The organism is Kordiimonas marina (assembly GCF_023006325.1).
GTDB classification, from domain to species: domain Bacteria; phylum Pseudomonadota; class Alphaproteobacteria; order Sphingomonadales; family Kordiimonadaceae; genus Kordiimonas; species Kordiimonas marina.
This window is the reverse complement of record NZ_JAINDF010000004.1, coordinates 1-15,368: the sequence shown is the minus strand read 5'-3', so window position 1 is coordinate 15,368 and position 15,368 is coordinate 1. Positions and strand designations below refer to the sequence as shown.

Genomic DNA, 15,368 nt, shown 5'->3' with positions numbered 1-15,368 from the left:
AGTGCCCATATTCAGGGGGGCATGGTGACCGATGCCGACCTGACGGAAGCCGGGCAATTGCATCAGGCACGCGATGAGGCACAGAATGCCGTCACCATCTACTCGGGTGTGCCAGCCCGTGATGGCGCGGTCAGCCTTCAAAATGAAAAGCCGACCCTGCGGCAGGGCTGGGTCGTGGCCCAGGGCAAACAGGGGCGCTTCGTCGCCGCGGACCGCAAGGCCAAGCTTGGCTGGCCGGCCTTGTTCCAGAACCAGGCTGACCTGCCTGACGCTCCGGCATTGCCGGGCAAACCGGCGCTTCTTTATGCCGATCTGTGGGAACGGCCTGTCTTTGCCCTTCAGGACAGCTATCTCGCCGATCCGGGCCTGCACGGGGCCGAAACCTCTTACCGCACGCGGACGATGACTCAGATCAAGGCGTTGCCGGTTGAGGGGGGTGAAGCGCTCAAGGCTGCGTTTGAACTTCTTGAAAAAGGCGAGGGCGTGTTCCGCCGCAAGGGCGATGCCCTGGTCAGTGTCGAGCCCAAGAATACCGAAATCGCGATCGACGATTGCGACCCCTGCGCCGACAAGGTGGAAGGCAACCTGCCGAGCGTGCCCAACGCCCTGTTCCGGCTGGAGGTGGTTGAGGTTATCCGCGATGGCGCAGGCCAGGCGACACAGGCGCGGTTTGCCTGGTCTATGGAAAACGCGGCGGCGATTGAAACGATGACGCGCCTCAAGGATGCGGCGACCGGTTCCGCGGTCAAGGAAGCGTTCGCGCGCGACCATGCGGTTTATGAATATTTTTCGGACACCACCGAAGCGCAGGTCGGGCGGTTCGCCCCCGGCATCACCCCCAAGGCACCTGTCTTCAAGGCGACGCTGACCGAGACCAGTGACACCCATGTGCGCCGCTGGGACGGCTGCGCCATGGTCAACCTGACCAATTCGACCATCGTCGGCGGCTCATCGCTCGGCAAGGGAAAGATGACGGTGGCCGCGGGTAAGGCAACGCTGACCGTAGATGCCTTCACGGCGGAGATTGCCTTCAGCGGCAAGGACCTGCTGGCAGGCGATTATTGGCTGATAGAGTTGCGCCGGTTCGCGGCGGATAACGCGCGCGTGCACTTGGTTGGGGGTACCAAGAACAAGAGTGCCTTGCCGGTGGGTATCGAACACCATTTTTGCGCCCTCTTCCTGATCGATGGCGCCGGGAAGCCGGAAGTCTTGCCGGATGCCGGGGTCAGGCGGTTGAGTTTCCCGCCCCTGTCGGACATACCGGCGACGCATGTCTCTTTTGACCCGGACTGTCCCGATTTCTTCGACCATGCTGAAAATGTCGCTGAAGCACTCAATGCTCTGTGTGACCTGGACGCCAGCCAGGTAGGCTTCACCCCGCCAGACGACTGCAAGCGCTTCGAAGGCGCCACCACAGTTCAACAGGCGCTGGCGCGGCTGTGCAGCATCCAGGATGACACGTCTCTCACCCGCGTGCTGCGCCTGATGATGGACTGGGGCGTGGTTTGCGGGATCAGGCCGCATCTTGTTAAGCCCATGGGGACGCTGATCAGTTGGAGCGCGGGTACCATGCTGGACCGTACAGGCCGGCTGATCGACGTGAAAGCTGGTAAGGCCGATCTGGCCGCGCTCGACCCGGGGAATATCCTGGACAGGCTGGATGCCGTGCAGGAGAGGGAGGGGGAGATCTGCCTGTCTTTCGCCGCCAAGGATGATGGTACCCTGGAAATTTTCCTGTCAGGGCACGACAAGGCGTTTGGCCCGACCGACCCAACCTTCAGGGAGGCGGTGGAGGCCTGTATCAAGGGCCGTAAGCCAATCGATTTCGGTGGCATTATTCGTCCCCTAAAGGTCAAGGAGACCGCCACGGTCAAGAAAATGGCCGATGTCTGGTCGAAACGGAAGGCGCTTGAAGGCAGTGTCGCCATGACCGAAAGCGAGGGCAAAACGGCGAAAGCAGTCAATAAAACCCTGGCCAATGACTATTTCGCCAAGGTTGACGAACCCCGCAAGAAGGCCGTGGCAAAGATGATTGCCGTGGCTGAAAGGGAATATGACCCTAACGCTGTGCGCGGTGCCGTGCGGGACAAAAGGCGGATGCAGCTTGAATCGATCAAGTTCGGTATCATCGCCACCGCCGAGGAAGAGGATAGGCAAGCCTGCGAATGCCGCAATCTTCTGGTGCCCTGTCCGCCGGCTGCGGGTAAGTTGGGGCGTCTCGTGCCGGTTGGCTGTATCAAACTGGCGCGCTTCACCCCCGGTGTTTCAGCTGTTGCGGAACTGTGTGAGCTATGCTGCCGCAAACAGGCGATGACCTGGCGGTCCTACCGCTATTTCAAGCATTCCTTTATCGACAGCTACTATGAGGAATTCAAAGAGAGATGCTGCCATCCCCGGGACGTTCCGGATACCGGCATCGGTGATTTTCTCGATCATTGGTATGACCATATCTATGAGCCGAAACTGCCTGAGCCGCCCAAGGTGCCGGACGATTCCAACCCATTGTGGCCGCCGATCAAGGTGCCGGGTATTATCCTTGGCCGCGACCCCCGTATTACTGACCCCATCGGGCCGTTGTTTGGGGGCAAGTTGATCAATCCTAAACCGGTGATAGACAGGCTACCGCCCAAGGATGCCACCGAAGTCCTGGTCGGCAACGGTTTTGATGTGGTCGGTACTGTGGATCTTGATGGCACCGATGATCCGCTCGCGAAGCTGACCAAGCTCGGCGCGGTGTCGGATACGGTTTTGGGCAAGCAGACACCGGAACCGGGTGACAAGGTTGCCGTTATGTCGCGTGGTGGCAAGGCGGTGGATTATGTCGTTATTTCGAAGGGGAGTGGAAAACTGCCCTTCGAGACTACGGAAGAAACTGCTGTCCGCATCGAGAAGGCGATCAAGACCACGGACCTCATCACCAAACTGAAGGATGTTGCCGTCGTTGCAGCACCGCCCGCGCGGGCCGAACCGGGCAGGGCGGTTGGAGAGTTGCCCACCGCAGAAATCGATGCACTGGCTGAACGCCTCAAGGAGCTTGAGACGAAGCGCAAAGGCACAGAGGCGGAAATCACCCGCCTGGGCGGCCTGCGGGATACGCTCGCGACCGAGGTCAGCGGGCTTGCAACCAAGTTCAAGACCTTCTCGGACCAGAGCAAGGCGCTTGACGCGAGCCTTGCCAAATCGAAAACCGAACTGGCCAATGTCGAACGGCTCAAGACGGCAAACCTGAGCGATATCACGGCGGCGACCCGGAACCTCGCCGACGTGAAGAAAGAGCGTGACGCTGTCGCTGCGGATATCGCCAAATCGAAAGCCGAACTGGCCGAGATAACGCGGATCAAGACCGCCAACATGAACGATATCGCGGCGGCAACGCGGGAGCTCGCCAGTGTGAAGAAAGACCATGCCGCCTTCGTTGAAACCATGCGCCGCGAGCAGCCGGTCGAAGCTGTAGTCCGGGGCAACCCGGCGGCGATCCGGGCCCTGAAGGCAAATGGTATTGTCAGTGTTGGCGATTTGGATAAGACCGCGACCAACCGTTTGACCACAATGTTGCGGACGTCGGGCCTGAGCGGCACGCAAATCAAGACGCTGACCAACAACTTCGTCAAACGTGGAAGCGGAGGGTGATGCCATGGCCGCTAAGCGTAGAATTCGGCGCAAGATAAGACGGAAAGCACCGTCAGTCCGGCGTGGGCGCAGCGCGCAGGTCATGGTCGGCGGCGCACGGGACCCGGCCGAACGTGTGGCCGAGCAGGCTGTTTCGGGCGTCGTGTCGAGCCAGAAGGCGGCGGGCGGCGCATCGGCGGCGGCAGCGGCAGCATCGCCTGCCATGGTGCATAGGGCAGCCAGGGCCAGCCCCGTGGTCGCGCCGGGCAGGGCGGCGGCGCCCGCCCCCAAAGCCGCGGCGAACGCGATCAACAGCCTTGGGGAAGGCCGGAGCCTGTCGCGGGCGGAACGCGCACATTACGAACCCCGCTTCAATGCTGATCTATCAGCTGTCCGTATCCATGAAGGCAGGCGGGCGGAGGTGGCGTCCCGCCATCTTGGGGCGCGGGCTTTCACGCTTGGCACCGACATCGGACTGGCGCGCGAGGGCCGCAACCCGGAAACGCTGACCCACGAACTAGCGCATGTGGTTGAGGACGACAGGGGCACGCAACCGGTGGTGCGGCGCGACCTGGCGGTCGATCCGGCACACCCCGACGCGGTAGCTGCGGTTCTGACGCCGCGGCAGCGGCAACGGGCTATCGACTATAACAAACGCCGTTTCGAGGACCCCTTCACCATCCGGATCATCAGGGATGTCTTCGGCGGCATCTCTGACGTGCCGGCAGTGATAGATGACGATTTCATCGACGCCACCTTGCAGTGGCAGGCCGAACGCGGACTGTCGCAGGACGGCAAGTTTGGCCCAACCACCACGCGGACCATGGTGCGTGAACTTCAGGCGGAGGGACAGCCCCGCCTGGCCCGGCTTCTCAGGTCGGACAATTATGTCCGGGTGCATACCCGGAATGGCCCGACCTTCACGCCGATGAATGTGCCCATCGCCCAGAATTTGCGGTTCCAGTGGGATATAGGTTTCAGTACATCCCTGCGGAACGGTTGGATCGTGCAGCGGATCGACAATGTGTGGAACGAACATGTGCCGGCTGGCACCCCCCACGTCGTCCAGACCCCGCGCTACTGGGAAGCCTGGCAGGTAAACAATGGCGGCAACGTCACCCCGGCCATCGGCAATATCAACGATATGTGGACACGGGTGCTCAGGGTCGGCACACACGGCAACTGGCGGATGCGCGGCAGGTTGTTCACGGTTCTGAACCTGCCGGCTGCCTTTGGCGCGGGTGCCGTGCCCGACGCCGGGATCCTGCAGTCGACCGCGGCGCTCAGCGCCAACCAGCAGGACCGTCTCGGTCTGCCGGAGGGCTTCACGTCGATCGAGCTGAATGAAGCCCCGCGGACGATCGGCGGTGAATGGAACGGCCAGGGCGCCCCCGCCACCTGGTTCAACCGCCGGGTCTGACCGACCATGGCCGCCGTGGGAAAAGTGAAGGTACTGGCCAAGGTGAAGGCCCCGGTGCACTTGCCTGTGCGGGTGCCGAACCGGCCCGTCGTGCGCCCGGTCACCCTGCAGCCTGCGCTTCAGGTCGGGGCAGTCAATGACCCGGCGGAGCATGAAGCAGAAGCCATGGCGGCCCGTGTTGTGACTTCGTCGGCGCCAGCGGTGCCGGTTCAACCGAATGGCAGTAACCGAGGGCAGGCGGCGCCAGCCCGGCGCAGTGCCGAGGGCCAGCCCAATCTCGATGATCTTGACGAGGGCACGGTCCCGGCCGAGCAGGCCGACGTGACCGTTGCACCGGCCGAGAATGTCACGACCGAAGGCCTTGAAGGCAAGGATCTCAAGGAACTTGATAGTGGCAAGCCGAAGGACACTTCGGGTGAGCCCCCGGCGGAGGATACGCCGCCGATCCCGGACGCACCGTTGCCGGTGGCTGCCGCTCTGCGCCGGGACGAAACCGGTGCCACGGTCGGGCGCATGGGCGGGGCGGCACCACAGGATGTGACCAACCTTGTGGCAAGCCCAGGGCCAGGCCGGGTGTTGCCCCGCTCGGTCCGTCAGCGGATCGAGCCGCATTTCGGTCTGTCGTTCGGCGACGTGCGCCTACATGACAGCGCGGCCGACCGGCGGGCGGCACGGCGGATCGGCGCCCGCGCCTTCACGCACCGGAACCATATCTGGCTGGGGGACGGCGAAAGCGAAACCAACACCCGCCTCATGGCCCATGAGTTGACCCACGTGGTGCAGCAGACCAAGGGCTCGGAGGTGCTGCCGCTGGCCCGCGCGCCGGTCCCCGTGATCCGCCGTGGCTATTTTGCCAACAAGGCGGAAAGTATCGCCCGGCACGTACCCGGCTATACGCTGATCACCGTGCTGGTTGGCCGTAAGCTGATATCCGGTGACCGGGTGGAGATGACGGCGGAAAACCTGCTGGGCGGCTTCATGGGCCTGATCCCCGGCGGCACGGTGATCTTCGACCGGCTGAAGGAAGCCCGCGTCATCACTGAGGCATTCGACTGGGTCAAGGGCAAGCTGGGGGAGCTCAATCTGACCTGGTCCAGGATCAAGTCGGACCTTTCGGAGGCGCTGGATACGCTGAACCCGTTCAAGGCGGCCCGCAATGTCAAGAATATGGTCAAGCGGCTGGTGCGCGATATCGTGCGCTTCGTTACCGCACTTGCCAAGAAGCTCCTGGAATTCATCGTTCGGGGGGCGCTTAAACTGGCGGGGCCGTATGCCGAAAAGGTCTGGGCCATATTGCAGCGCGCGGGCCAGACCATCAACCTGATCCTCGAAGACCCGCTCGGTTTCGCCAAGAATCTGGTCAAGGCGGTGGTGGGCGGCTTCAAACAGTTCGGCCTGAATATCTGGGAACACCTTAAGAAGGGGCTTCTGGGCTGGCTGTTCGGGTCGCTGTCGGACGCCGGGATCGAACTGCCGTCCAAGCTGGATTTCAAGGGGCTCTTGTCGATCGTGCTCCAGATCCTCGGCCTCACTTATGCCAATTTCCGCGCCCGGCTGGTGAAGAAGCTGGGCCCCAAGGGCGAGAAGATGGTCACCATGCTGGAGAAGTCGGTCGAGGTGGTGAAGATCCTCCTCAAGGAAGGCTTCACCGGCATCTGGCAGAAGCTTCTGACCATGATCGACAATTTCAGGCAGACAATGATCGGCGGCCTGTCGGAGATGATCATCACGTCGCTGGTCAAGGCCGGGATCGGCTGGCTTGCCGGGCTCTCGAACCCGGTGGGGGCGATCATCAAGGTGGTACTGTCGATCTATAATCTGATCACCACCTTCATCGAACGGTTCCAGCAGATTGTCGATGTTTGCGAAAGCATCTTCAATTCGGTCGGCGCCATCGCCAGGGGGCAGGTAAAACAGGCCACGGACTTTGTCGAACAGACGATCGGGCGCACGGTGCCTGCGATCATTTCCTTTCTGGCAGCGCTCATTCCGGTGACCGGTATCACCAGCAAGATAAAGGCGGTTATCGCCAAACTGCGGGCCCCGGTGACCAAGGCGATGGACAAGCTGATCGACTTTCTGATCAAAAAAGCCAAGAAGCTGTTCTCCAAATTCATTTCCAAGGTCAACAAGAAGCGGAAATATCCGTCGGTGAATTTCAAGGTTGGTGCCAAGCAGCACCGCATTTTCGCCGAGAAGAAGGGCAAGAAGCTCGTGATCAAGATCGCGTCTGGGGAAGGCAAGACGGGCGATGCGGTCGAAGCGTGTCACGATCGTCAAATGAAACTGCTGAAGAAGGCCAAGGGCGAAGGCGCCGAGCAGTCCAAGGCCGAGGCGAGGGTGGTACAAGCCAAAACCAAAAAGGTTGACACCGACACGGACAAGGCAGCTAAAAATGTTGAGCCCGAGGCTGCGAATGAAAACCAGCTCAGCCGGATTGAGACGTTACAGAAAGAACTGAAGGCGGCGGGACTGGAGTTGGAAGCCGCCGCCAAGACTGTCGATGCCCTGCCACAGATATCGAGTCAGACCGATGACTGTTTGTTCAGGGCAGCTGAGCCAAGGCTTGAGGACTTCGAAGGTCGGCAGGACGATCACGCCAAATTGCTCAAGAAGGGCAAGACGGATTTCAATGACGAGTTACCGTATTCGATCACCTCTTTCTACGAGATGGATCATGTGATCGAGAAGCGCTTCGCTAAAACGGTGCTGGAAAACCTGCCGCTGATTGATCCTGCCAAGGCAAAACAGCGCAAGGATAAAAAGGTCCAGGGCTCGTCCGACCGGTCCGACCGGGCGGGCAAGTTCAACGCCAAACTCGCCAAGGATCAGGCGCGCGGGCGGCGCAAAGGGGAGCGTGCGGCGGGGAAGTCGGCTGCTGTCCAGTCTCAGAATGCACCGCCACTCGGCCAGATCGGCAAGGAAATCAAACGCATCTCGGAAACCGGGCCACACCTGCCGGCGGTGGCCGTATACCGACACAACCATATCAGGGACAAGGGCCTAAAGGACCATAAGTCGATTATCGAACAGGCCCGGAAAAAGGATGATCCGCATGCCCATGTGAAATCCTCACTCAAGGCACAGATGAACCTTGAGGAAAAGGAAATGATGGCCAAGGTCGATGCCGACATGGCGGCGACCAAGAAGATCAAATCCAACATGCGGAAAGGCATCCAGGAAGCCAAGGCACGCAATACGGAAATTTTTGGCCTCGCAGGGACCCGCGCGCGCCGGGTGAAGAAAAGCGAAAAGAAAGAGCGCAATCACGAGCAGATATCATCGCTCCTCCTGTTCAAAGGGGGCAACGGCGCACCGAATTTTCTTGAGAAGGAAGGCGTGGGCGGTCCCTACGGCACGCTTAGTGGTATGACCGAGCATCTGGAACGCGACCATATCATCGACAAAGCCTACCCGAAGATGGCGGCGGCCGTGCCCCTGTTGAAGCCGGACGAACAAGAAGGGCTGGAAACCCAGGTGCGCACCAGTTTGAAAGCGCAGAACAAGCGCATGAGTGCGAAACGGCGGCAAAGGCTTAACGCGGTGAAGGGGGCGAAACTGTATCCGGCTGGTTCCAAGATGGCGCAATATACCGATGCCTCGGGCTATGCCATTCCCTTCTACAAACCGGTCGCACGCGAGATTACGTCGGCAACAGGCGGGGCCATTTCGCAGTCTGACCTTGCGGGCAAGGCCAGTGGCACCATCGCCGACAGTATCAGCACTTTCGTAATCGATGGTGGGGACGACAAGCTCGCGAAGGCGCGGAACACCCGCGCGGACGGAATCGAAAAGGTTCTTCGGGACCGTACCGATGCCCATGTGGGCCACGTGAAGGCGGCCTATGAAAAGCAGAAGGGCCAGATACCCAGTCATCAGGATCCCGCCTCACAACAGGCGGCGACCGCCCATATGGGCAAGATCATCGCTCAGGTGAAACAGTCCCTGGCCAAAGCCCGCCTGGAAACCGAGCAATTGTTCTGAGAGGCTTACTAGAATCCGAGTCTCGAACACCTCCGGGCCAGTTTCGTGCTCGAGAGTTGTCCCGCGACATTAATTCTGTCCAAAGGAACCCCTAGATGATGTGGGTGCGACAGATCGGTTGCATATTCCGGTCTGCCCAGCCGTCCAAGAGTAGTAAGAAAACGACACTAAAAATGTCCGAAACATTTTGGACGAAATTAGTGTCGTAGGGGCGTTCTATGTTCAGCTCACCATAAAGCGGCCTAGGCCTAGGGCTGCACCACCGCCGGCATGGGTCGTTTCCCCAAGGGCCATCAGTCGGCGCACCATATCGGGCGGGTCCACGAAATCAACATGGCCTTTGATCCCGACCATCTCGATTGCCCGCCCTCCTTGTGCCCCTGAATGGCGAACCCATTTTTCGACATGCAGGCACTCACTATAGGTGAGCGTCTCCGCAAGATGGCGACATATCTGCCAGTCCAGATTCATGGCCAGCCCTTGCCAGAAGGCGAGGCCATATATCCGCTTTGCAAGCGATACGATTATGTCGGGTACATGCTGTCCGGCTGTCCCGTGCCACCAAGTTTGTCCGAATGACACACTAGGTGATGTGCTTGCGACATAATTTTTAGATATTTCGGCCCGCTGCGGCTTTGGTGGGGGGCCGCAAGAAACACTAAAAATGTCTGAAATGCTATGGACAAAATTGGTGACGTTTGCCGCCGCTGAAAGAAATAGTATCTGCTTGCGCCGGAAACCTGTTCTGCTCAGTGTTGGAGGTGCACATGGGCTGAGTTCCATAAATCACCCAGGTACTCCATCAAAAGCTGAGTTCGGCCTCGGCGCCATCCGGGAGCGGGCGGAAGGTGAAGCGGGCGGTCAGGGCATCGGCGCGCTTTGCCATATTGGACAGGCCGCGTCCGCGCGGTCCCATCTGCGGCGATGTGCCGCCGACGTTGCGCACGACAATCCGGGGGCGGCCATTTTCCTGAGTGTCGCCACAGATGGTCAGCTTGCTTGGGTGGCCATGCCGGACGGCATTATTCACGGCCTCCTGGAGAATTCTGAGCACATGCAAGGTGTCGCGCGGCGTGAGGTTCAACTCCGAGGGCAGGCCGACCATCGACCATTCGACCTCAAGCCCCAGCGTTTCGAGGGGCGCAATGCAGCGGTCCCGGAAGGAGGCCAATGTATAGAGGAGGTCGGCGTCGTCGGTGGACAGCGCATCGATGACCAGCCGAAGATCGATAAGCGCGGTGCGGGCCGTGTTGACAAGGCGGTTGTCGGACGGTGCCATATGCTCGGCCAGGGTGACGATGGTCACCAGATGCCCGGCAACGCCGTCATGCAGGTCCGAGGTCATGCGCTGGCGTTCCTGATTGAGGAGTTCGCGTTCGGCAAAAACCTGCTGGGCCTTGAAGACACGATGCAGGTCTGCCTCGCGTTCCGCCAGTTTCGACGCGAGGGTGCGGGCTGACTGATCGAGGGCGGCGGCGTAATCCGCCTGCCGTTTCATCATCAGATAGGCAATGGCCGTCAAGAAGAACAGCCGGGCAAACGGCGCCAGAAACAGCCCGCTGGGAACGGCGCCGAGACGCATGGACAGATCATGGACAACAGCAAGCATGACCGTGACGGTGGCGGCGAGGACGATCTGGATCTCCTTCCGCTCATGCCTGTCCTTTGCGCGCCACATGAGAACGACCGAGGTGCATCCGGTCATCAGCAAGAGCGGAACGGAAACCCCGGCGGCCAGTTCAAAGACGAGGGGACTGAACGCCTGAACGATGCCGAGCAGAAGCAACGCAGGTATGGCCACGCGCGGGCGGAGACGTGCGCTATCCCCAGGGGAGAGAAGTTCCAGCGTGAACCCAAGCAAGAAGAAGCCGCCCAGCGGCGCGAAGCAGATCAGATAGGGGAAAAAGCCGGCGAGGATCGGGAAAGTATCACCGAGCGCGCCCATGGAAAACAGGCTGGCGCCCGCCATGGTCCAGAACAGCCACAGAAACAGCCGTTCTGCGGGCCTGAGCAGGAACAGGACCAGGCTGATCAGGCAGACGAAGGCGTGGGCGCCGACCAGAAGTACATGCAGGTCACGGTTGGCAAAGTCGATCATTGCCTGTTGGTGCAGGGCTTCGCCTTCGGGCGCTATGCGGATATCCGAAAGGGACCCAAGCACGCCGAGCGGATTGTCCAGCGTCAGGGTCAGGCTGTGCTTACCCGGTCCCGCGTGCGCATCCGGTATGACGAAAATCGCCGTGGTATGCCGAAGTGGATTGACCCGCAGGATGATGGGGGATGCGTTCGGCAGGGGATGTCCGTCCAGCATCGCGACGATCCGCCCATCGTAAAACGGCACGAATACAACCTGCGGCTCCTCAGGCGAGGACGGCATCTCGAAATGGAGACGGAAGCTTTTTCGGATATTCTTGCCGAACCATGTCGTCGGCAGCTTGACCGGGGTTTCTTCCGCGCCTGACAGCAATACCGCGTCGGTCAGGCGCAAGGCCTTGCCATCGAGCGCAATAGGCAGGGAAATAGCCATCACAAGGGCGAGCAGGCTCACTCCCATAACGACAAACAGGGTAGTCACGGGAGAGGTGCGTGGCGCCGATAAAAGGGTCATACTTTAAGGATACCACGAACCTGCGCTTCGTAAACCGCTTCTGCACGGTTTGAGCTTTCCAGCTTACGATAGATGTTGCGGACATGCACGGGTACGGTCTGCGCCGAAATGCCGAGGATGTTGGCTACCTCCTTGTAGGAGAAGCCCCTGGCAATCGCACTCAGCACTTCATGTTCGCGCGCGGTCAGGAGGCTGCTGTCCGGGGCCGACGCCTCGGTACCGGCAGGCTGTGACCGGCTCTGTATCTGGGCCACCATCAGGCGGGCGATGGTGGCGGACATCGGCGATTTGCCCTCAAGCACCGAGGTGATCGCGGCAATCACGCCGATGGACTCGTCGTCCTTCAGAACATAGCCGGTTGCGCCGGCGGCGATGGCGTCAACAACGACATGGCTGTCGCTCAGGGCCGACAGAATGATGGAGTGGGCGTCCGGGGTCCGGCGCCGCAAGGCCCGGATTGCCGATATGCCGCTGCCGTCTGGCAGGTCCAGATCAACGAGCGCGATATCGGTCCGGCCTGTTGCGATTTCGGCAAATGCCTCAGCCAGCGTATAGCAGACGGCAACCGTCTCGACACGGGACCAGCCATGCAGGATAGAGGCAAGCCGCTCAGCGACCGGCTCGCAATCCTCCACCACCAGAACCGAGAGTTTTGATTGGTCAGCGGGGGGCAAGCGGGTGTCCTTATTTGCGTGGAACGTCATCCAGAGCGTCAATGCGTACCCTGCAGGCTATCGGAGAAGGGCAAGTGGGGTCAATACCGTGTCCATGGTATTGGCGGGTATCCCCTCCTGCGCAACTATAGAAAAATGAACCGTTTCAAAAAATTGTTTGAGAACAATTTGGTAACCAGTCCCGCCAATGTGACGAGGTGTTCCTGCCATCGTTATCCCGCGGTTGAGTGAACGCGTTGGAGAACAAAATGGCTTATGGGCTGCGTCAATTCCTTGCCGGGGCAGCCATGTCTCCTGCGGACCTTGCCTCCGTCGCGCCCGAGAGCGCATCTCACATCGCGGGCGGGCCAGATAGGGGTCCAGGGGCTTCCCCCAAGGCTGTGCCCGGACCCGCGATCGTCGTCATAGACACATCGGTTGACGATTATGAAACCCTGCTCGCCGGTGTCGACAATGAGGCAGAGGTTATTCTCCTCGGCGCCGACCAGGGCCTTGCGGACATAGCCGCCGCGCTGGACGGCCGCAGCGATATCGCGTCGCTCGCGATCCTGTCTCACGGTACGGCCGGCCAGGTTGTTCTGGGCGCCGACAGCCTCAACCAGGAAACCCTGGCGGACCACAACGGGGCCTTGACCGCCATCGGCGCCAGGATGGCGGCCGGGGGCGATATTCTGCTTTATGGCTGCCATGTCGGCGCGGGGGCTTCAGGGCTTGCTTTCCTGGATGCGCTGGCGGCGGTGACGGGGGCTGATGTTGCAGCTTCCGCCAGCCCCACGGGGGCAGCCGCATTAGGGGGAGACTGGCGTCTTGAAGTGACGGTGGGGCATATCGAAAGCGCCGCCGCAATTTCCGCGACGGCCCAGGCCGCCTTTCCGGGCATTCTCACCGCACCGCTATTCACCGGGCTTGATGGCACGCCGACCTTCACCGAAAACGGCAGCCCGGTTACGTTGGACAGCAATGTCACGGTTTCGGATGCCGACCTTGATGCGCTTGGTGGAGGTAATGGTGATTATGCCGGCGCGGTCCTGACCATCGCGCGCGTTGGTGGCGCCAACACCGACGACAGTTTTGGCTTTGATACCGTGGGCGGATCCTTCAGCGTGTCCGGATCTAACCTGCAGTCGGGCGGCCAGACGTTCGCGACCTTCAGCGTAACCGCAGGCACGCTCACCATCGATTTCACCTCGTCGGGGACAACGGCCTCCACGGCACTTGCAAACGATGTGCTGCAGCATATCCAGTATCAGAACACCAGCGACGCGCCGGACGCCAGCGCCCCTCTCGACTGGAACTTCACTGATGCGGCCACCGCAGGTACAGCCGTGACCACGATAACCGGTTCGACGACGGTCACCATCAACGCGGTCAATGACGATCCCACAAACACCGGTAGCCTGCCGACCGGCCTATCGCTTCTTGAGGAAGGGACGGCCACTATCGACCTGTCGTCGGTGGTGGTGAGCGACGTCGACGCCGGCACGGGCAGCGTCGGCTTGCTCCTATCGGTCGCAAACGGCGGCACTATCACTGCTGCGACCAGTGGTGGGGTGACGGTCGCTAATCCGAGCTCCGGTTGGTACACGTTCACCGGTACTGTCAGCGACCTCAACAGCTACCTCCACAACCCTGTAAACGCTATTACCTACACGGGGGCCTATAACGTCAGCGGCACAGCGAGCGACACCATTTACCTCGCTTTGTTCGACAATGGTAACACCGGCACCGGCGGCGGCACCAACGTCAATATTGGCTCATTGGCCGTCGATATCACCGATGTGAATGACATGCCGACGCTGAACGCCGCGCGGACGCCGCGGTCCTACGCGATGGTGGAGGGAACCTCCGCCCACACGATCTGGGGCACGCGTACAGGTCCCACCTCGGCTTCGACCGTTGAAGCCGGGCAAACCATCTCCGGCTTTAGTTTCAAGGTGGTTGGGGTGCAGGATGGCGTCGATGAGCAACTTACCGTCGACGGCACCAGCATTGGGCTGGCGGATGGCGTTAGCGGCACAACCAGCACCAACAATCTGACCTATGCGGTGACGGTGTCGGGTACGACCACGACCGTCACCTTCACCAATGGCGCCTTGTCGACCTCGGCCTTCATTAACGACATCAAGGCGACGGCGTCCTACAGCCATGCTGGTGATAACTGGACGTCCGGTAGCCGGACCATCACCATCGGAACCTTCACCGACAGTGGCGGCACCACCAATGGCGGCGTGGACACATTGGTCTATGATTCCGGAAACGCCGTGATCAATGTCACCGGCGTCAACGATGCGCCGACCCTGACCGCGACTGGCGCCAACCCGACCGAAATCGTAGGCTCGGCGGCAACCCTGTTCACCGGCGCGGCCGCTTCGACCATTGAAACCGGCCAAACCCTCACTGGCTTCACGCTCACCGTCAGCAACCTGACCGACGGGGCAAACGAAATTCTCGGGCTCGACGGCAGTTCGGTCACCCTGACCGATGGCACTACGGGCACGAGCGCGACCAATGGCCTCAGCTATTCGGTGTCTGTCATCACTGGCACCGCCACCGTGACGGTCACCGGTGGCGCGGTCTCGGAAGCCGATTTCCAGACCCTGATCAACAGCCTGAGCTACAACAACACCGCGACAAGCCCGACCACCGGCTCGAACCGGGTGGTCACGCTCACCAGCGTCACCGACAGTGGCGGCATCACCAACGGTGGTATCGATACCTCCAGCCTGTCTCTCACGTCCACCATCACGGTGGCCCTCCACAATACGGCGGCGACCTTTGGTGGTGCCCTGACAGGCAGTCTCAGCGAGGACACCAGCACGCTGGGCGGCGCCGCGACGGTGACGGACCCCGATGCCGGCCAAAGCAGCTTCACCGCGGATACGATTGCGGGCAGTTACGGCAGCCTGACGATCGCCTCCAATGGTGACTGGGTCTATGACCTCAATGAAACCTTGTCCGGTGTTCAGTCACTGGCTGCGGGCGACACACTCGGTGACACCTTCACCGTCTCGTCGGCGGATGGCACGACGCAGGATATCGTCTTCACCATCAATGGCGTCAACGATGCCGCGGT

The 15,368-nt window shown here is 60.9% G+C and carries 7 protein-coding genes; 4 read left to right on the top strand and 3 right to left on the bottom strand.

Features of this window, described 5'->3' with window-relative positions; genetic code table 11:
• Nucleotides 1-21: 21 nt before the first annotated feature.
• From K6118_RS09445 to K6118_RS09435, 3 genes are read left to right on the top strand one after another with little or no spacing between them, the layout of a single operon-like run.
• The gene (locus tag K6118_RS09445) at nucleotides 22-3,630 is read left to right on the top strand and encodes a hypothetical protein (RefSeq protein ID WP_247120101.1); all 3,609 of its coding nucleotides are present in this window, start codon (nucleotides 22-24) and stop codon (nucleotides 3,628-3,630) included.
• A 4-nt stretch (nucleotides 3,631-3,634) separates the two neighbouring features.
• Nucleotides 3,635-5,029: an eCIS core domain-containing protein gene (locus K6118_RS09440; RefSeq protein WP_247120100.1), complete on the top strand. Its 1,395-nt coding sequence runs from the start codon at nucleotides 3,635-3,637 to the stop codon at nucleotides 5,027-5,029.
• 6 nt (nucleotides 5,030-5,035) lie between these two features.
• Nucleotides 5,036-9,013: an eCIS core domain-containing protein gene (locus tag K6118_RS09435; protein WP_247120099.1), complete on the top strand. Its 3,978-nt coding sequence runs from the start codon at nucleotides 5,036-5,038 to the stop codon at nucleotides 9,011-9,013.
• Nucleotides 9,014-9,235: 222 nt separating this feature from the next.
• Here K6118_RS09435 and K6118_RS17625 read toward each other — a convergent pair whose 3' ends face one another.
• The 3 genes from K6118_RS17625 to K6118_RS09420 all read right to left on the bottom strand — a co-directional run bounded on the left by K6118_RS17625 (nucleotide 9,236) and on the right by K6118_RS09420 (nucleotide 12,295).
• Nucleotides 9,236-9,484: a hypothetical protein gene (locus tag K6118_RS17625; RefSeq protein WP_247120098.1), complete on the bottom strand. Its 249-nt coding sequence runs from the start codon at nucleotides 9,482-9,484 to the stop codon at nucleotides 9,236-9,238.
• A 331-nt stretch (nucleotides 9,485-9,815) separates the two neighbouring features.
• Nucleotides 9,816-11,588, bottom strand: coding sequence for a sensor histidine kinase (locus K6118_RS09425; protein WP_247120097.1), 1,773 nt, complete (start codon nucleotides 11,586-11,588; stop codon nucleotides 9,816-9,818).
• Nucleotides 11,589-11,617: 29 nt separating this feature from the next.
• Nucleotides 11,618-12,295 carry a response regulator gene (locus tag K6118_RS09420; RefSeq protein ID WP_247120096.1) on the bottom strand — a complete coding sequence of 226 codons (678 nt, stop codon included), beginning with the start codon at nucleotides 12,293-12,295 and terminating at the stop codon, nucleotides 11,618-11,620.
• A 248-nt stretch (nucleotides 12,296-12,543) separates the two neighbouring features.
• Between K6118_RS09420 and K6118_RS09415 the strand changes: the two genes are divergently transcribed.
• Nucleotides 12,544-15,368, top strand: a 2,825-nt coding sequence (locus K6118_RS09415) for a DUF4347 domain-containing protein (protein WP_247120095.1), incomplete at its 3' end; no start/stop codon positions are given.